Below are 17,929 nucleotides of genomic sequence, written 5' to 3'. Positions count from 1 at the left end.
GCGCCGAGGACCGGAGGGAACACAGCAATGGCCGAGAAGAACGTGGGCCGGGTCGTGCAGGTCATCGGCCCGGTGGTCGACATCGAGTTCCCCGAGGGCAACCTGCCCGACATCTACAACGCCATCAAGATCCAGGCCAAGACCGAAGAGGTGGAGATCGACCTGACGGTGGAGGCCGCCCAGCACCTGGGCAACAACGTGGTCCGCTGCGTGGCCATGGCCTCCACCGACGGCCTGCAGCGCGGCATGCCGGCCGTGGACACCGGCGGCCCCATCTCGGTGCCCGTGGGCCGTGAGGTGCTGGGGCGGATGTTCAACGTCCTGGGCGAGCCCATCGACGGCAAGGAGCCGCCCCAGGCCAAGAAGCGGTATCCCATCCACCGGCCCGCGCCGGACGTGGCCGACGTCAACCCCGCCACGGAGATCCTGGAGACGGGCATCAAGGTCATCGACCTGATCTGCCCCTTTGCCCGCGGCGGCAAGGTCGGCCTCTTCGGCGGCGCCGGCGTGGGCAAGACCGTCATCATCATGGAGCTGATCCACAACATCGCCTACAAGCACGGCGGCTTCTCCGTCTTCGCCGGCGTGGGCGAGCGCACCCGCGAGGGCAACGACCTCTACCACGAGCTCAAGGAGTCCGGGGTGCTCGACAAGACGGCCCTGGTGTTCGGCCAGATGAACGAGCCCCCGGGCGCCCGCCTGCGGGTGGGCCTGACGGGCCTGGCCATGGCCGAGTACTTCCGGGACGAAGAGGGCCAGGACCTGCTGCTCTTCATCGACAACATCTTCCGCTTCACCCAGGCCGGTTCGGAGGTATCGGCCCTGCTGGGCCGCATGCCCAGCGCCGTGGGTTATCAGCCCACGCTGGCCACCGAGATGGGCAACCTGCAGGAGCGGATCACCACGACGCGGAAGGGCTCCATCACCTCGGTGCAGGCGGTGTACGTCCCCGCCGACGACTACACCGACCCGGCGCCGGTGACCACCTTCGCCCACCTGGACTCCACGGTCCGGCTGGAGCGGGCCATTGCCGAGCGCGGCATCTACCCGGCCGTCGACCCGCTGGCCTCCACCTCCCGGATCCTGGACCCCAACATCGTGGGCCAGGAACACTACGAGGTGGCCCGCGGCGTCCAGCAGGTGCTGCAGCGCTACAAGGACCTGCAGGACATCATCGCCATCCTGGGCATGGACGAGCTGACGGAAGAGGACAAGCTGATCGTGCAGCGGGCGCGCAAGCTGGAGCGCTTCCTGTCCCAGCCCTTCTTCGTGGCCGAGGTGTTCACCGGCACGCCGGGCAAGTACGTCAGCCGCGAGGAGACCGTCCGGGGCTTCAAGGAGATCCTGGAGGGCAAGCACGACGACCTGCCCGAGGCGGCCTTCTACATGGTCGGCACCATCGACGAGGCCGTGGAGAAGGCGAAGACCCTGGTCTGAGAGGGGCGACACCATGGCGGAGCGCGCCATCACCCTGGAGGTCATCACGCCGGAGCGGGTGGTCTTCCGCGAGGAGGTCGACTCGCTGATCGTACCGGGCGCCGAGGGCTTGCTGGGCGTGTTGCCCGGCCATGCCCCCATGGTGGCGGCCCTGAAGATCGGCATCCTGACCTACCGCAAGGACGGCGAGCGGCGCCGGGTGGCGGTGGCGGGCGGGTTCTTCGAGGTGGCGGACAACCACGCCGTGGTGCTCTCCGACGCCGCCGAGCGGGCCGAAGAGATCGATGTGCTGCGGGCGCGCCAGGCGGCCGAGCGGGCGCGCCGCCGCCTGGCCGAACGGGAGGCCAACTGGGACTTTGAACGGGCGCGGGCGGCCCTCAACCGGGCGCTGAACCGGCTGCGGGCCGCCGGGGCCGACACCGGCGACCTGGCCTGAACCCGCCGCTGCGCGCCGGCCCCGCGCCGGCGCGCAGCGTGCGTGGGCACGCATCGCCCGGGCCGGTCGCCGCCCCCCGGGGCCGGCGGAGGTCCACCCGCCGGACGGCGGGGACCGGGCCTGCGCGACGGGTGGGCAACCCCCAGGGCGGTGGGCGCCTTCCCAGGAGCCGCCTGGAACCCCGGACGGGCCGGGGACGATAACATACATGGGGATCCACGCGGCGGCCCCCGCCCGCCCCAGGGCGGCCGGGCGCATAACCGGGCGGCCGCCCGCGAATCCCCTATCGGCGGGCACGCCGAAGGTGCGCCGGCAGCGTGCGCGGTGCCACGGAACAGAGCACCGCGCGGCAGGGTAGGGCCCCGGCGCTCGGCGTGTCCCGGTTGCGGCCCGCCCGCCTGCGGGCGTGGCCCTGGAGGGGGTTGAGACGGTGGAACGAATCGTGGTTCGCGGCGGGCGCCCCCTGCAGGGTCAGGTGAGGATCAGCGGAGCCAAGAACGCGGCCTTGCCGATCCTGGCGGCTACCTTGCTGGCGGAAGACACCTGCTTGCTGTACGACATCCCGTCGCTGGACGACGTGGTCACCATGACCCGCATGCTGACCCAGCTGGGGGTCACGGTGGAGTCCACGGGGGAGGGTGCCCTGGCCGTCCACCCGGCGGCGGAGCTCCAGTACGCCGCGCCCTATGACCTGGTACGGCGCATGCGGGCGTCCATCCTGGTCCTGGGACCGCTGCTGGCCCGCCTGGGACGCGCCCGGGCCGCCCTGCCCGGAGGCTGCGCCATCGGGCAGCGTCCCATCGACCTGCACCTGAAGGGCTTTGCCGCCCTGGGCGCCGACGTGGAGGTCAGCGGCGGCGAGGTGGAGGTCCGGGCCCCCAGGGGGCTGCGCGGCACCTCGATCTACCTGGACGTACCCAGCGTCGGGGCGACGGAGAACATCATGATGGCCGCCGTTCTGGCCGAGGGCACCACCACCATCGAAAACGCCGCGGAAGAACCGGAGATCGTCGACCTGGCCAACTTTCTCAACACCCTGGGAGCCGACGTGCGCGGCGCCGGCACGCGGGTGATCCAGATCCACGGCGTGCCGGTGCTGGGAGGCGGGACGTACACCATCATCCCCGACCGCATCGAGGCGGGCACCTTCCTGCTGGCGCCCCTGGTGGCCGGCGGCCAGGTGACGGTCACCGGGGTGGTGCCGGAACACCTCAAGTCCCTGCTGGCCAAGGTGCGGGAGATGGGCGCCGATGTGGTGGTCGACGGGGACGAGGTGACCGTGGCGGTCAGCAGCCGGCCCAAGGCGGTGGACATCAAGACCCTGCCCTACCCGGGCTTTCCCACCGACCTGCAGGCGCCCATGATGGCGGCCCTGGTCACCGCCGAGGGAACGGCCACGGTGACCGAAACCCTCTTCGAGAATCGCTTCGCCCACGTGCCGGAGCTGCGCCGCATGGGTGCGCGGATCCAGATCCAGGGGCAGACGGCCATCATCACCGGGGTCGAACGGTTGCAGGGTGCGCCGGTCACCGCCACCGACCTGCGCTCGGGTGCGGCCCTGGTGCTGGCCGGGCTCGGGGCCGAAGGGATCACCGAGGTCAGCGGCGTCCACCACATCGACCGGGGCTACGTGGCCATCGAGCAGAAGCTGCGGGCCCTGGGCGCCGACGTGGCGCGTCTGTCCACGGAGGACGACCCGCTGGCGGCGGCCCTGCTCCTGCACTAGGCCTTGCACCAGGCCGCCCAGCGCAGGTCGCGCGGCGCCGGATCCGCCGTCGCGGAGCCGGGTGGCGCCAGGAACTCCGAACCCTTTCGGCCGAGCGCGGGCCCCGGAGCCATGGCCTGGGGCTCGCACCGCTTTTATGAAGGTCTTGCGCCCCTATCTTCCCGGGCCTCGTGCCCAGGGCCCCCGTCCCCGTGGTGCCGGCGCAGGCATGTCCCCCCTCCCCGTTGCATAGAGATGTCCCGAATCCGAGGGAGGGATCGCCCTTGCCTGTTCGGCCGGCGTGGCGCCGCCCCGTAGCCGGCTGGTTCCTCCTGGCGCTGGTGCTGACGGTGCTGCTGCCTTTTCTCGTGGTGCTGACCCGGGGCCTGCGTATCGAGACGCCTCAGGCTCCGGCCGTGCCCCTGGACCCCGGCCAGCTGCCGGTGCGGGTGTGGATTCCGGGACAGGATGGCGTGCAAACCCTGCCCCTGGAGGTCTACCTGACGGGCGTGGTGGCCGCCGAGATGCCCGCTTCCTTCCACATCGAAGCCCTCAAGGCGCAGGCGGTGGCGGCCCGCACGTACACCGTGCGGCAGATGCAGGTCTTCGGGGGGCCGGGTTGCCGGGAACAGGCGGAGGCGGACGTCTGCGGCGACCCGCAGACGGGACAGGCCTGGCAGCCCCTGGAGGCCCGGCGCCGGGACTGGGGGCTGTTGAACGGGTGGCGCTTCGCCCGGAAGATCCAGCAGGCGGTGCAGGAGACGGCCGGCCTGATCCTGGTCTACCAGGGGGCGCCCATCGACGCGGTCTACCACTCCACCTCCGGCGGGCGCACCGAGGACGCTGCCGCCGTCTGGGGCAACCAGGTGCCTTACCTGCGGCCCGTGGACTCCCCGTGGGAGACGGCCTCACCCCACTGGCGCAGCACCCGGACCATGACCCTGCAGGAGTTCGCCCGCCGCCTGGAGGTGGACCCCAAGGTCGTGCGGGACCTGCCGGGGGACCAGTGCTTTGCGCGGGTCGAATCCTCGCCGGGGGGGCGCGTGGGCCGGGCCACCGTGGGCGAGAAGGCCTTCACCGGTCCCCAGCTCCGCCAGCGGCTGGAGCTGCCCTCCACCTGGTGGACGTGCCGCCGGCAGGGGGAGCAGCTGACCTTCACCATCCGGGGCTGGGGCCACGGGGTGGGGATGTCCCAGTACGGTGCCGACGGAATGGCCCGCCAGGGGCGCACCTACCAGGAGATCCTCCGGCATTACTACCCCGGGACCAGCCTGCGGCCCATCTTCAGCGAGTAGCCCACCCGTCTCCGGCGGGAAGCCCGCCCGGCCCGTCGGCGGGTCCGGCCATCGGGACCGGACGGCCTGCCCCTTGGCCCGGGCCGACCCGCCGGGCCCCTACGCCACGGCCCTGCTGCCGGTGCGACCGGTGAAAGCCGCACTTTCCTGCATAAATGCACCAGCCCTGGTAACACTACCGCCCAGAGGTGGTGCCACATGCAGGAGACCCCGCAAAGCGGGCAGAGCCGCCTGGCGGGCCGGCTGGCCGGCTGGATGGCCAGGATGCGCGGGCGGCCGGCGCTGCGGTCGCTGGTGGGTTTCGCCGTGCTGGTGGCCGTCTTCATCGGGTCTTATCTGTACTTCCAGGGCTGGCCGGGGTTGAGCGGGCCCGAGACCGCTTCCCTGGATGAGCAGACCCCCTTGGAGACGGGTGCCGACCAGGGCGTGGCACCCAGCACGGCGACCCCGGAACCCATGACCGGCCAGGCCGGGGCCGGCACGGAGGCGGGGACACCGGCGCAACCCCGGGACAACGTGCCCACCCGGGAAGTCACGGGCGAGACGACTCCGGCCTTCATCTGGCCCGTCGCCAGCGGCAAGACGGCCATGGGCTTCGGCTGGCAGTACTCCGAGACCATGGGTGACTGGCGCTGGCACCCCGGCGTCGACCTGGCGGTCGAGGAGGGCGCCCAGGTGGTGGCCGCCGCCGACGGGCGGGTGGTCGCGGTCCACCGCGACCCCGATCGCGGCCTGACGGTGACCATCGAGCACGACGGCGGGTACCGCACGGTCTACGCCAGCCTGGCCGAGGCGACGGTGGAAGCCGGACAGCAGGTGCGGCGCGGCCAGGCCATCGGCAAGGCGGGCCAGTCGGCCCGGATCGAGGCGTCCGCCGGCACCCACGTCCACTTCGAGATCTGGCGTGGCGACGAGGCCGTCGACCCGCAGACCCTGATCGGCTAGGAGGATCTCCCGCCGGACGAACCGGCCGGAAGAACCGGCCCCCGGTCGGAGAACCGGCCCCGGCCTGGAGAACCGGGCCCGGCCCGGAAAACCGCACCGGGCCCGGCGCCGGCCACCGGGGAACCCGCATCCCCGTACCACCCGCGGCCCCGCTCCCCCGACCCCCTCGGGGGAGCGGGGCCGCGGCCTTTGGCAGGGTGAGCCGCCCCCACGCCCTGGCGGGCCCGGCGGCCCAGCGGGCCTGTCCGCCCGTCCGCGGCCGTCCGGCGGCCTGCGGCCAAGGTATGTTTGCCTAACGCCCTCATATAGATGGTACCAGACCAGGGCGAAGGGGGCAGGTCGGTGAAGGACTACATCTGGAAGCGCGTGGTGGAGGTGAGCACGTACATCGCTCGCACCCGTTCCACCGTGCGCGAGGCAGCCAAGGTGTTCGGTGTCTCCAAGAGCACCGTCCACAAGGACGTCACCGAGCGCCTGCCCAAGATCGACAGCCAGCTGGCGGCCAAGGTCCACCAGGTCCTGGAGACCAACAAAGCGGAGCGCCACCTGCGGGGCGGCGAGGCCACCCGCCTCAAGTACCTGCAGGAACAACGGGGCCAGGAAACCAGGCAAACCCCTTCGGAGCCCCCCGTCGGGGCCTGACGCGCCGTCCCTGCCCGCACCGGCCCTGGCCCCTGGACGAACGCGGCCGTGGCGGCGGCCCGCCGGGTTCCACCCGGCTGATCCCGGCCCGCAGCCCGGCCCCCTTCCTTCCCGCCCCCTTCAGGGCCCGTCCGGACGCGGCCCCCGCCGCCCCCCATCCCGGCCACGGGACGGACAACCCAGGAATTCCCCTTCGCCAGCCGGCACGGCGTGGAGCCCGGCGGTCAAGAGGAACCCGGCCTTATGGCAAAGAAATCCGCCACAGCAACCGCAGCGCCACAGTCAGACGGATTCCTGCCAGCCCTGAGGCCCCGGCGCGGCCGCCGGCACCGGGACATCCCGCCGGTTCCCCGCCGTCGCCCAGGCGGCTGCCGGGCGGTCAGGAGGGGGACAGGCTATGGTCGGGTTCGTCCGGGACCTGGGGGTCGACCTGGGAACGGTCAACACTCTGGTCTTCGTCGAAGGCCGGGGCATCGTGCTCAACGAGCCTTCCGTCGTCGCTATCGATCGGGAAACCGGGCGGGTGCTGGCCGTGGGGTCGGAGGCCCACCGCATGCTGGGCCGCACCCCGGGCCACATCGTGGCCGCCCGGCCCCTGCGGGGCGGGGTGATCGCCGACTTCACCGCCACCGCCACCCTGCTCAAGATGCTGCTCCAGCGGGCCATGCCCCGACGCCTGGGGGTCCGGCCGCGGATGGTGGTGTGCGTCCCCTCGGGGGTGACCACCGTGGAGCGGCGGGCGGTCATCGAGGCCGGCTACGAGGCGGGGGCCCGCAAGGTCTACCTCCTGGAAGAACCGGTCGCCGCCGCCCTGGGGGCCGGCCTCAACATCCACGAGCCCGGCGGCCACATGGTGGTCGACGTGGGCGGCGGCACCACGGACATTGCGGTCCTGTCCCTGGGCGGGGTGGTGGTGGCCGGTTCGGCCCGGGTGGGCGGCGACACCTTCGACGAGGCCATCGTGCGCCATGTCAAGCGCCGGTACAACGTGCTGATCGGGGAGCGGACCGCCGAGCAGGCCAAGATCGCCATCGGCCGGGCCGAGCCGCCGGAGGGGGATGGGGAGCAGTTCGAGGTTCGCGGCCGCGACCTGGTGACCGGACTGCCCCGCACCCTGCACCTGACGGCCGCCGAGGTGCAACAGGCCCTGGACGAACCCGTCTCGGCCCTCATCACGGCCCTGCGCAGCACCCTGGAGCGGGTTCCTCCCGAGCTGGCGGCCGACATCCTGCACCGCGGCCTGGTGCTGACGGGAGGCGGCTCCCTGCTGCGTGACCTGGACCGGCGCATCGCCCGGGCCACGGGCCTGCCCGTGGTGAAGCCGGAACAGCCGCTGCTGACCGTGGCGCTGGGTACCGGCGTCGCCCTCAGCATGCTGGACCGCCTGGACGGCGTGCTCATCGCCGGCTGACGGCCGCCGGTCCCTAAAAGGCACGCCGGCCGCCTTAACCGGGAAGGAATTCCCCTCCAGGTGTCGAATGGGCATGTAAAGCCTCCTGAGGCCGTACGTTCTAAGACGTGGTCCCGCGCATCAGGCGATGCACGTCGGCGAAAGTACGGCCGAGGCACCACAGGCTGCAACACGACCGTGACACGGCACGTGACCACGCCGCGATAAAGGCAAACCCGCCGAAAGGCGGGGGCGCAAAGCCACGGGTCTACCGCACGGCGGGACGGAGGGACGCCTCGCCCGGCGCGCACCGGAATGCGGGAGTCGGGCCAGGTTCCCGGGACAGAGAACCTGGCGCTAGAACGGTACGGAGGCGCCAGCCCCGGCCCGGCTCCGGTTCCGGAGAGCAGCCGGGCCGGTTCCTGCAGCGAGGTGTTCCAGCCCCTCCCGCCGGCCATGACGGCCGGGCTGCCGAACGGGTGGAAGGGATCTGCCGCCGGGTTCGCCCGCCGAACCCGGCGCGGGGCCAGGATGTTCCACCCCCGGTTGCCGCCGGGGGTTTCGTGTTTCACGGCCGGCTGCATCTCCGGCGGCGGGCGGCGGTTGCATGCTGCGGGACGGCCAGCCGGCGGGGCGGGGCGATCGCGGGGTCTGGCGTGGCGGAAGGGGTGATCCGGTGCTGCGAGGTCTTTACACCGCGGCCAGCGGCATGCTGGCCCGGGTGCTCCAGCAGGAGCGCCTGGCGGGCGACCTGGCCAACGTCAACACGCCCGGGTACAAAGCGAGCCGCAACGTGACCGAGGCATTTCCCGAGCTCCTGCTGTCGCGGCTCGACGGGACGGGAGCCCCGGTGGTGGGGCCCCTGGGCACGGGTACGGTAGTGGCCGAACCGGGCGCCGACATGCGGCCCGGACCCTGGGTCACCACCGGGCGACCGCAGGACCTGGCCCTGGAGGGGGACGGCTTTTTCGTGGTGATGGGCCCCGGCGGCCCGGCCTACACCCGGGCCGGCAACTTCACCGTGGGGTCCCAGGGGTACCTCCAGGCACCCGACGGCTCGCCCGTCCTGGACACCACGGGCCAGCCGCTGCTGGTGGGTAGCGCCCAGTTCACCGTCCGGCCCGACGGCCAGGTGGTGGTGGGGGACGCGGTCCTGGGCACCATCGCCCGGGTCACCTTCGCCAACCCCGCCGGCCTGCGGCGGGTGGGCGACAACCTGTGGCAGGCAACGGCCGAGTCCGGTCCCGCCGTACCGGCGGCCACGCCCGTGCGCCAGGGGGTGTTGGAGCAGTCCAACGTCGACCCGGTGCAGGTGGTGGTCGCCATGCTGGCCAACTTCCGCGCCTTCGAGGCCGCCCAGCGGGCCGTCCAGGCCCAGGATCAGACGCTGGGGCTGGCCATCCAGGAAGTGGGGCGGGTCACATGATCCAGCGGGCCCTCTGGTCGTCCGCCGCGGGCATGGCGGCCGCGGCCCGGCAGGTTGATCTCACCGCCGGCAACCTGGCCAACGTGAGTACCCCGGGCTTCAAGGCCGCCCGGGCGGACTTTGCCGATCTGGTTTACGCCGCGGCCCAGGTGCCGGTGGCGCCTCCTGCCGCCGCGGCGGGAGGCGTCCAGGTTGGACACGGCGTCCGCCTGGCGGCCACACCCCGGTTGTGGAGCCAGGGTCCGTTGCAGGCCACGGGTTCCCCCTGGGACCTGGCCATCGAGGGTGCAGGCTTCTTGCAGGTGGCCGATCCCGGCACCGGCGAGGTCCTCCTGACGCGGGGCGGGACCTTTGCGGCCAGCCCCGTACCCGCCGGCGTCCCCGGCGGTGGGGAGGCCGGCGAAGCGCTTCTTGTGACCGACGGCGCGGGGCGGCCGCTGCTGGCGGCCGGCGGCCAGCCCCTCCTGCTCCCGGCGGGATCCCGCGGCTGGGTGGTATCGCCGGACGGAGAGGTACGGGCCCTCCTGGCCGGGGGTCGCGAGGTGCCCGCCGGGCGGCTGGCGGTGATGGTCCCGCCGGCGCCCGATGCCCTGGAAAGCCGCGGCGAGGGCCTGTACGCCCTGGGCGGCAACCCGGTGCCGGCCGGGGCGCCCGGCCAGGACGGAGCGGGGTGGATCCGGCAGGGGATGCTGGAGCAGTCCAATGTGGACCTGGCCCTGGAGATGACCCGGCTGCTGGCGTCCCAGCGGGCGTACCAGCTCAACGCCCGCGCCGTGCTCACAGGCGATGAGATGCTGAGCCTGATCAACCGGTTGCGCTCCTGAGGCACCGCTCATGCACTCCAGTGCATGCGCCCAAGACTCTTAGCGGTTTAGCCCGACGGCCCGCATGGGCCTCCCCCCTGATGCGGCCGGAGTCCGGGCGGCAGGCGCCGCCCGGACTCCGGCCCTTTTCCGGCGTTCCGCCCTGTGCCCGGCCGGTCCCCCGGCCAGCTTCCCGCCCCCGCCCGGCCCCCGGGGGCCCCGCATGAAAGCTGCCGATGCTTGGTATATACTCGTAATCGAGCGCAGGAAAGACTGGATCCTGGGAACGGGCAGGATTCCGGTGCCACCGGGCCGGTCCTGGCGGGGCGGACCTGCTGTGCTGCCGCCAGCCTGTCCCCGCAACCGGTGGCGCCGGGGCCGGTTCGTCCCGGGAACCGGTCGCTGCGCACCTGCCGATTCAAGGAGGGATTGCCGGTGGCTTACCAGTTGCCGCCCCTGCCGTACGACTACAACGCCCTGGAGCCCCACATCGACGAGCAGACCATGCGGATCCACCACGACCGGCACCACGCCACCTATGTCAACAACGTCAACGCCGCCCTGGAGAAGTACCCCGAGCTGCAGGACAAGCCCATCGACCAGCTCCTGCGCCAGATCGACCAGGTTCCCGAGGACATCCGCACGGCGGTCCGGAACAACGGCGGCGGCCACGCCAACCACTCGCTCTTCTGGGAGATCATGAGCCCCAACGGCGGCGGCCAGCCCACGGGGGCCCTGGCGGACGCCATCAACAAGGCCTTCGGCAGCTTCGAGACCTTCAAGGACCAGTTCACCAAGACGGCCACGACCCACTTCGGCAGCGGCTGGGCCTGGCTCGTGGTCGACGAGAAGGGCGACCTGCAGCTTTACAGCCTGCCCAACCAGGACAGCCCGTACATGAAGGGCCATACGCCCATCCTCGGCCTGGACGTGTGGGAGCATGCCTACTACCTGAAGTATCAGAACAAGCGGCCCGACTACGTGGCGGCTTGGTGGAACGTGGTCAACTGGGACGAGGTGGCCCGCCGCTACCAGCAGGCCCGCGGCTGAGCCGCCCATTGCCACCCGCATCCACCCGGCCCGTGGTGACAAGGACTACGGTGGCAAGGACCGCGATGCCAAGGGGAGCCGGCGATCCGGCTCCCCTTTATTTTCCATCCAGAAGGGGGACGGCGGGGGGCGGCGAATTCTGAATCCTAGTGACGAACCTTCGTACCGGGTCGGCCACCGGGGCAGCCTGGGTGGCGGAGGTTCGCGACCAGCCAGCGTGGAGGACTGGGACCAGCCCATGGCGGAACAGGATCAGCCCCAGGGGGGCTTGGACATCCAGGCGATCCTCGAGGTGTTGCCCCACCGTTACCCCTTTCTCCTGGTCGACCGGATTCTTTCCCTCGAACCGGGACGCCGGGCGGTGGGCCGGAAGTGCGTAAGCGCCAACGAACCCTTCTTCCAGGGTCACTTCCCGGGCCGGCCCATCATGCCTGGGGTGCTGATCCTGGAGGCCATGGCCCAGGTGGGGGCGGCGGCGGTGCTGTCCGTCCCCGCGAACCGCGGCCGCCTGGCCCTCTTCGCCGGCGCCGACCGGGTGCGCTGGCGCCGGCCCGTGATTCCGGGCGACTGCCTGGAGATCGAGGTGGAGATCATCGCCATGCACGGTCCCCTGGGCAAGGGCCGCGCCCGCGCCACCGTGGACGGCGAGCTGGCCGCCGAAGCCGAGTTGAGTTTTGCTTTGCGGTAGGCGACCGGTCACCCCGCAGGCGTCACATCACCCCCCGATGGATCCCTGGCCCAGGGGCCCTGTCTCGGAACCGTTTGCACCGGCCTCGCACCGGCCTTGAACTGTTTCCCTCAGGTGGGAACCCTGGCACCGGAACCACCAGCGGGCGCAACCGGCACGGCAACTTCGGTCCTCGTTGCCCCTTGCATGTCCGTTGCCCGGCCCTGGATGGACATGGTGAAAAGCCTGGCCGATCTGCTCACTTTGGATAAGGCGGGTGCATATTCCATAACCTACATGCAGGTGCACCGTACGAGTGGCGTGGTATCGCTTGTGGCCGGGCGTGGCGGAACCCGGCCCCGGCCTTGAGGAGGCGTCTTCCCGTATGCCGGATGCGATGAAGGATTCCCTGCTTCCTGAGGAGGATTCGCCCGCGTCACCGCCCGTGCCATCGCCGGTGCCATCCGGGCCTGCTCCGCCCCCTGACCTCGCCGGACGAACCGGCCGCACCGGCCCGGGCCCGGAGCGGGAAGGGCGCGTCCCCGTTGCCCTGGAACCGGCCCGGGCGGCCGGCGCAGCGGTTTCCGCCGGGGCCGGAACCGGTTCCGCTACGGTACCGGCGGCGGGGCAGGCGGCAGGGCCGGTGGCAGCAGCGGGCGAGGGAGTGCGGGACCTGGCCGGGCTTGTGCCCCTGGCGCCCGGGACCCGGGTCCACGGCACCATCACGGGCATCGTGGACTACGGCGCGTTCCTCGTGACCGACGACGGCCGCCGGGGGCTCATCCACATCTCGGAGATCTCCGACTGGTACGTGGAACGGGCGGAAGATTACTTCTACAAGGGCGAGCGGGTCCAGGTCGAGGTGGTGCACTTTGATCCCAACAGCGGCAAGTACGCCTTTTCCACCCGCCGCCTGGGAGGCAAGCAACCCCTGGCCAACCGCTACGCCGACCGCCTGCTGGAGCTGCACCGCCATGGCGTGACGGGCGCCCGGTACCGGTACGGCACCGGTTGGGCTCGCCGCCCCCACGCCCGACGAACCGGCCGCCCCGGCCCGGCAGCCGGCGCCACGGGCTCCCAAGGCTCTGCCGGCGGCCCTGGATACCGGCTGCCGGGCGGCACGAGCGGCGATGGCCGGCGGGGCCTGGGAGCGCCGCGCAGCCTGGCGCGGCAGGGCAGTGATCCGGCCGGCGCGACCGGCACCGCCGGGAACGCCGGCCACGGGCCGGCGGGCCACCACGGGCCGGCGGAACACGGTGTCCCGAGCCACGGGCCCCGACCGGGCGGCGGCGGGAACCTGGAAACGGCCGGGGGCGCCGCCAGACCGGCGACCGGCAGCTGGCGGGACCGTGATGCGGGCCGCCTCCGCACGCGGTACCAGGCAGGTGCGGGCTGGCGCAGCGCCGCTCCGGTCGCCGGTGAGAACCGGGAATCGCGGGAGGCCCTGCTCCAACTCCTCCGCCATCACGTGGGTCAGGTATCGCCCGCCGCCCGCACCGAGCTGGACCGGCTGGTCGAGACCTACGGGAGCGAGCGGGTGGCCACCGCCCTGGCCCGGGTGCTGGAAGAGACGGATCGGGCCCTCCAGGTGATCGAGGCAGCGGGCCGCCGGTTGGCGAGCGGCACGGCGGACTGAGCGTGGGGCCGGAGGCGGGTCTGGGCCTGGCCACAGGGCTCAGGCAGGACCCGCCCGTGACCGCGGCCTGCCGCAAGCGAGGCCGGCCTGAAGGCGAGCATGGCCCCGCGGGTGAGGGCGGGCTTGAGGCGAGTGGTCCGCAGGCGAGCACGGCCCGCAGGCGAGGGTGGGCCGCAGGCCAGCACGGGCCGCGGGCGAGGGCGGGCTGCAGGTGAGCATGCCGGCCAGCATGGCCCGAGGGCGGGCATGACGAACGAATCTGCACAGCGGCGCAACCACGGGTAGAGCCTAGCGTCGCCCGCCGCCGTGATTCACCCGCAGTCATTCGACACTACCGGGCGGTCGACCACGGCAATAAACTGATATCTGGGGTCAATAGCTGGGGCCCGGGCTAGGCGGAAGACCGGAGGCTGCAGGGCGACGCCCCGGACAACCCGCCGCCCGGGCCCCGTCGTCCCCGTTGTCTTCCGGAACGTGATCCCCGGTTGCTATACAGCGTCGCCGGTAGGGTGGAGCCGGGCCCGGGCCCTCGTGGCATGGCTGAGTGGGAGCCCGGGGTGCTCGAAGTCGCCTGCCCCCGTAACCGCACCTGCACCATCATCACCAGCGCCACCGCAACCCCAACCCCAATCCCGACCACAACCACAGCCACAACCACAACCGGCGAGGACCCGCACGCACGGGATCCCGGCTCAGCATGGCCCCGCCCCGCCCTGGGCCCCGGGCTTCCCTGTAACCCTATAATAGGAGGCGGTTTGATCTTCAAAGGAGGATGCCCCTTGCTCCCTTACCTGATCGCCCTCGACGTCGACGGCACCCTCTTGGACAGCCAGGGCCGGCTGCGCCCGCGGGTGAAGAACGCGGTCCGGGCGGCCGTGGCCGCCGGTCACCACGTCTGCCTGGCCACCGGCCGCCGCTGGGTGGCCAGCCGCCCCTTCGCCCAGGAGCTGGGCCTGCGCACCCCCTGCATCGTGCACAACGGTGCCGTGGCCGTCGACCCCCTAACCGACCGGCCGGTGTGGAAACAGCCCCTGCCGGCCGAGTTCGCCCGCCAGGCCATCCTGAAGGCCCGGGAACTGGGGGTGACCCTGTTCTTCCACGACCTGGACCATCCCCACGGCGACCGCATGCTCTACGAGCCCGGGGCCCGGCTGCCCAAGGCCTCCTGGTTCTTCGAGGCGGGGCGCCTGACCCAGGAGGTGCCCGACCTGCTGGAGTGGGTGAGCGTCGGGGCGGTGCGGGTGCTGGTCCGTGACCGGTACGAGGGCGCGCAGGCCTTCCGCCGGTGGATCACGGCCGAGTGGGGCGACGCGGTGCGTGTGCTGGCGGGGACCGACCTGGAGCCGGGCCTCTACGCCGTGGAGGTGTCCGACGCCCCCGTGTGCAAGGGCTGGGCGGTGGAGCGCCTGGCCGCCCACCTGCAGGTGCCGGTGGAGCGGGTGGTGGCCTTCGGCGACTGGGACAACGACATCGAGATGCTCCAGTTCGCCGGCATTGGCGTCGCCATGGCCAACGGCTCCCCCGCCGCCCGGGCCGCCGCCAACCGGGTCACCGCCACCAACGATGAAGACGGTGTTGCCCTGGTGCTGGAGGAGCTGCTCGGCGGGGCGGTGGGGGTGGGGCGATCCTGACCTGGCTAGCGGCTGTACGGCCTATTGACTGTCCCACACCGGTAGCCTGCGGATGCCTAAGCGGATGTCTGATCAGATGTCGGAATCAGATGTCCAATCAATGGTTGTCTCTACCCGACCAGCGTTGTCACCCGCACCGGCGAACGCAATCTCGCGTTCGCGAAAGTCGCATCTGGCATCAGGCATCTGGCATTGGGTCCCCATGCGTGGGGAACCGGCCGTTGGGTGCCGTTGGCATGGAAACTGGGCAGTGGCCGCCTAAATTAGGACCGCGCCCGCCCTAACATGGCAGTCCCCTCCCCTCGATATTCCGGGTAGCCAAGCTCACCCCGGGCCGGCAGGCGCGCATGCCGTCGCCGGGGTGGAACCCGGAACAGGGAGGGCTGTACCCGATGCGGATCAACCACAACGTGGCCGCCCTGAACGCCTGGCGGAATCTCAGCCAGACGAACGGCCTGCTCAACAAGAGCCTGGAGCGGCTGTCGTCGGGCCTGCGGATCAACCGGGCGGCCGACGACGCGGCGGGCCTGGCCATCTCGGAGAAGATGCGGGCCCAGATCTCCGGCCTGCAGACGGCCCAGCGCAACGCCCAGGACGCCATCTCACTGATCCAGACGGCCGAGGGCGCGCTGAACGAGAGCCATAGTATCCTGCAGCGGATGCGGGAGCTGGCGGTGCAGGCGGCGAGCGATACGAACACAGCGGCGGACCGGGCGCAGATCCAGAAGGAAATCGACCAATTGGCGCAGGAAATCGGCCGCATCGCCCGCACCACGGAGTTCAACACCCAGAAGTTGCTGGACGGGTCGTTCGAGCAGGATGGCATCACCTTCCAGATCGGAGCCAATGCTGGTCAGAACATTTCGGTCAAGATCGGGAACATGGGCGGCTTTAGCCTGGGCGTGGTGAGTGACCAGGTCAAGGCCCAGGCGACGGTTAGCGCTACGGTAACCACAGGTACCACTCAGGACATTGCGGATGGCACCTACACTGCCCGGTCGGGTGCGAGCGGCGGCTATGAATTGGTCGATACAAGCGGAACTGTCGTAGCGAAGTCAAACGATGGTAAGGGATGGACTAGCACGGCTGGCGGCGCCGACGCGGACACGTTTACCTTCTCGGTTGCGGTGACGAACGGTACCGTCACCATTGCGACGAGTGGCACGACTACTACTGCTACTGCCAGCACTGTCGTCTCCTTCACGAACGGTGGGCTCGAGGCGGGTACTTACACCTACGACGCCACCGCCAAAGTCCTGAAGGATAGCAGCGGCAACGTGGTCGCGACCGAAGATCCGACGACGGCCGGCAAGTTCATTGATAGCAAGGGCAATGTGGTGTTGGATGCGAGCGGCTTAGGTACGCTGAGCGATGGTCAAGTCTTCACGGTTAGCGGTCTCGACGTGACCTCCCAGGCGTCCGCCAGTTCGGCCATTACCGCGTTCGACAGCGCCATCGAGAGCGTTTCGGGCCAGCGCGCCGACCTCGGTGCCATCCAGAACCGTCTCGAGCACACCATCGCCAACCTGGGCGTGGCGGTGGAGAACCTGCAGGCGGCCGAGTCCCGCATCCGCGACGTCGACATGGCGCTGGAGATGGCCAACTTCACGCGGAACCAGATCCTCCTGCAATCCGGCACGGCGATGCTGGCGCAGGCCAACGCCATGCCCCAGGCGGTCCTGCAGCTGCTGCAGGGTTAAGCGAAAGCGTAGATTCCCCCAACTAAGGTGGCGGCTTCGTCCGATCCACCGAACTCCCCCATCGATGGTCCGTGGTGAACTCCCCCCCCCACCGGACCGGAGCGGAGCCCCCATGTGGAGCCGGCCGTCAGGCGACGGCCGGCTTCCTATTTCAAGCGGCGATAAGCGAAACCGTGGCATGAGCCCAGCTTGAGTTCAATGTTACCGGTCATCCAGTAGGCGAGCCTCCCAGCCGGATTTCCGTCGTCGAAAAAGCGTGTTCGATAGGAGTCAATTCACGAATATGCTCTAACCCGAACCAAGAGCACGGCCCATGGTGACCTGGAGCACAGGCCAAGGAGCAGAAGAAGACCGGGCAGTGCCAACGAGATTAGGACCCCGGTACCGTAAACGATCCAGCGCGTCCAACCGATACGACGGGCAAACGGTTAAGCGTGGCATACGGGACTGGGTCGGGTGGGTGAACCCGGTGCACCTGCGGTCCACTCGGTAAACCGGGCCCAGCCCACCGTGGATAAGGCCTGCCGTGTGTCACTTGTTTCGCTGCGGAGTTCGACCAGGGAGACGTGAGGTCCGTGATGGTTTCACCCCAGCAACCCCTTAGGGCAGCTTTCCATCCCATGGTGGCGGCGGGCGGCGTCCCCGCCCAGGCCGCACAGCCTGATCCCGAGAGCGTGGGGCGTGTTCTTCCAGCACCAGGCACGGCTAGTAGCTCCGGAGCCATCGTCGGGGCCACGGGCCTCCGTGGTCCTGGTGGAAACCCCGGCGCCGTCGAACTCCGAGAACATGCCGATCTGGCGGGCCATGCCGGCCCGGCGCATCACGCCGCGGCTGCGGGAGACGAGGCTGCTTCCGCCGCCGCGACCGCGGGCGACTCCATGCCCCACGATTTCAGCCCGTGGATGCCACCTCTGCCCGACCTGCACCGGGACCCCTTCAGCTACCAGCTCCACTTTCACCTGGACGAGGCCACTGGCCGGGTGGTGGCGGAGGTGGTCGACCGGGAGACGGGCGAGACCGTGCGGCAGGTTCCACCCGAGCACGTGCTGCGGATTGCCATGTACGTCAAGATGCTCCTCGGGCAGCAGGTCGACCAGCGCGGCTAAGCCGGTGGGGCGGCGAGGGCCGCCATGTGATTCGGGTGATCTGGCCAGGTGACGCAGGCA

The 17,929-nt window shown here is 70.9% G+C and carries 15 protein-coding genes and 1 riboswitch; all 15 genes read left to right on the top strand.

Annotated elements, in window-relative coordinates:
- The first annotated feature begins 27 nt into the window (after positions 1 to 27).
- The 15 genes from atpD (at position 28) to THESUDRAFT_RS13945 (ending at position 17,869) form a co-directional block, all read left to right on the top strand.
- Positions 28 to 1,437: a F0F1 ATP synthase subunit beta gene (gene atpD / locus THESUDRAFT_RS10040; RefSeq protein ID WP_006904681.1), complete on the top strand. Its 1,410-nt coding sequence runs from the start codon at positions 28 to 30 to the stop codon at positions 1,435 to 1,437.
- A 13-nt stretch (positions 1,438 to 1,450) separates the two neighbouring features.
- On the top strand, positions 1,451 to 1,873 hold the full coding sequence (locus THESUDRAFT_RS10035; protein ID WP_006904680.1) for a F0F1 ATP synthase subunit epsilon: 423 nt from the start codon (positions 1,451 to 1,453) through the stop codon (positions 1,871 to 1,873).
- A gap of 430 nt (positions 1,874 to 2,303) precedes the next feature.
- Positions 2,304 to 3,599: a UDP-N-acetylglucosamine 1-carboxyvinyltransferase gene (murA, locus tag THESUDRAFT_RS10030; protein ID WP_006904679.1), complete on the top strand. Its 1,296-nt coding sequence runs from the start codon at positions 2,304 to 2,306 to the stop codon at positions 3,597 to 3,599.
- A gap of 263 nt (positions 3,600 to 3,862) precedes the next feature.
- Positions 3,863 to 4,873 carry a stage II sporulation protein D gene (spoIID, locus tag THESUDRAFT_RS10025; protein ID WP_006904678.1) on the top strand — a complete coding sequence of 337 codons (1,011 nt, stop codon included), beginning with the start codon at positions 3,863 to 3,865 and terminating at the stop codon, positions 4,871 to 4,873.
- 198 nt (positions 4,874 to 5,071) lie between these two features.
- Complete coding sequence (locus tag THESUDRAFT_RS10020; protein WP_006904677.1) at positions 5,072 to 5,818, top strand: M23 family metallopeptidase; 747 nt, start codon at positions 5,072 to 5,074, stop codon at positions 5,816 to 5,818.
- 342 nt (positions 5,819 to 6,160) lie between these two features.
- The gene (gene spoIIID, locus THESUDRAFT_RS10015) at positions 6,161 to 6,460 is read left to right on the top strand and encodes a sporulation transcriptional regulator SpoIIID (protein WP_006904676.1); all 300 of its coding nucleotides are present in this window, start codon (positions 6,161 to 6,163) and stop codon (positions 6,458 to 6,460) included.
- 397 nt (positions 6,461 to 6,857) lie between these two features.
- Positions 6,858 to 7,871, top strand: a complete 1,014-nt coding sequence (mreB, locus tag THESUDRAFT_RS10010; RefSeq protein ID WP_006904675.1) for a rod shape-determining protein — start codon at positions 6,858 to 6,860, stop codon at positions 7,869 to 7,871.
- Between the two features lie 198 nt (positions 7,872 to 8,069).
- Positions 8,070 to 8,126, top strand: a riboswitch (cyclic di-GMP riboswitch).
- Positions 8,127 to 8,526: 400 nt separating this feature from the next.
- Entirely contained in the window at positions 8,527 to 9,276 is a 750-nt protein-coding gene (locus tag THESUDRAFT_RS10005; protein ID WP_040827546.1) for a flagellar hook-basal body protein, read from the top strand.
- A complete protein-coding gene (locus THESUDRAFT_RS10000; protein WP_006904673.1) occupies positions 9,273 to 10,100 on the top strand; it encodes a flagellar hook-basal body protein in 828 nt (275 codons plus the stop codon). The genes THESUDRAFT_RS10005 and THESUDRAFT_RS10000 overlap by 4 nt, the downstream gene beginning before the upstream one ends.
- 414 nt (positions 10,101 to 10,514) lie before the next feature.
- A complete protein-coding gene (locus THESUDRAFT_RS09995) occupies positions 10,515 to 11,129 on the top strand; it encodes a superoxide dismutase (RefSeq protein ID WP_006904672.1) in 615 nt (204 codons plus the stop codon).
- Positions 11,130 to 11,367: 238 nt separating this feature from the next.
- Positions 11,368 to 11,817 (top strand): 3-hydroxyacyl-ACP dehydratase FabZ, encoded by a 450-nt coding sequence (gene fabZ / locus THESUDRAFT_RS09990; RefSeq protein ID WP_006904671.1) that lies wholly within the window; start codon positions 11,368 to 11,370, stop codon positions 11,815 to 11,817.
- A gap of 622 nt (positions 11,818 to 12,439) precedes the next feature.
- Entirely contained in the window at positions 12,440 to 13,432 is a 993-nt protein-coding gene (locus THESUDRAFT_RS12480) for a S1 RNA-binding domain-containing protein (protein WP_006904670.1), read from the top strand.
- Positions 13,433 to 14,211: 779 nt separating this feature from the next.
- Positions 14,212 to 15,063, top strand: coding sequence for a Cof-type HAD-IIB family hydrolase (locus tag THESUDRAFT_RS09980; protein WP_006904669.1), 852 nt, complete (start codon positions 14,212 to 14,214; stop codon positions 15,061 to 15,063).
- A 392-nt stretch (positions 15,064 to 15,455) separates the two neighbouring features.
- A complete protein-coding gene (locus THESUDRAFT_RS09975) occupies positions 15,456 to 16,763 on the top strand; it encodes a flagellin N-terminal helical domain-containing protein (RefSeq protein WP_006904668.1) in 1,308 nt (435 codons plus the stop codon).
- A 578-nt stretch (positions 16,764 to 17,341) separates the two neighbouring features.
- Positions 17,342 to 17,869: a flagellar protein FlaG gene (locus THESUDRAFT_RS13945; RefSeq protein ID WP_006904667.1), complete on the top strand. Its 528-nt coding sequence runs from the start codon at positions 17,342 to 17,344 to the stop codon at positions 17,867 to 17,869.
- The last annotated feature ends 60 nt before the right edge of the window (positions 17,870 to 17,929 follow it).

It is taken from the genome of Thermaerobacter subterraneus DSM 13965 (assembly GCF_000183545.2).
GTDB classification, from domain to species: domain Bacteria; phylum Bacillota; class Sulfobacillia; order Thermaerobacterales; family Thermaerobacteraceae; genus Thermaerobacter; species Thermaerobacter subterraneus.
The sequence above is the reverse complement of the archived record's forward strand: the minus strand, read 5'-3'. Positions and strand labels throughout refer to the sequence as shown.

What these genes read in the sequence shown, in the direction of transcription:
- THESUDRAFT_RS10035 (WP_006904680.1), top strand. Translation starts at nt 1,451, where the DNA reads ATGGCGGAGCGCGCCATCACCCTGGAGGTCATCACGCCGGAGCGGGTG.
- atpD (WP_006904681.1), top strand. Translation starts at nt 28, where the DNA reads ATGGCCGAGAAGAACGTGGGCCGGGTCGTGCAGGTCATCGGCCCGGTG.
- THESUDRAFT_RS09975 (WP_006904668.1), top strand. Translation starts at nt 15,456, where the DNA reads ATGCGGATCAACCACAACGTGGCCGCCCTGAACGCCTGGCGGAATCTC.
- THESUDRAFT_RS10020 (WP_006904677.1), top strand. Translation starts at nt 5,072, where the DNA reads ATGCAGGAGACCCCGCAAAGCGGGCAGAGCCGCCTGGCGGGCCGGCTG.
- THESUDRAFT_RS10000 (WP_006904673.1), top strand. Translation starts at nt 9,273, where the DNA reads ATGATCCAGCGGGCCCTCTGGTCGTCCGCCGCGGGCATGGCGGCCGCG.
- mreB (WP_006904675.1), top strand. Translation starts at nt 6,858, where the DNA reads ATGGTCGGGTTCGTCCGGGACCTGGGGGTCGACCTGGGAACGGTCAAC.
- fabZ (WP_006904671.1), top strand. Translation starts at nt 11,368, where the DNA reads ATGGCGGAACAGGATCAGCCCCAGGGGGGCTTGGACATCCAGGCGATC.
- THESUDRAFT_RS13945 (WP_006904667.1), top strand. Translation starts at nt 17,342, where the DNA reads ATGGTTTCACCCCAGCAACCCCTTAGGGCAGCTTTCCATCCCATGGTG.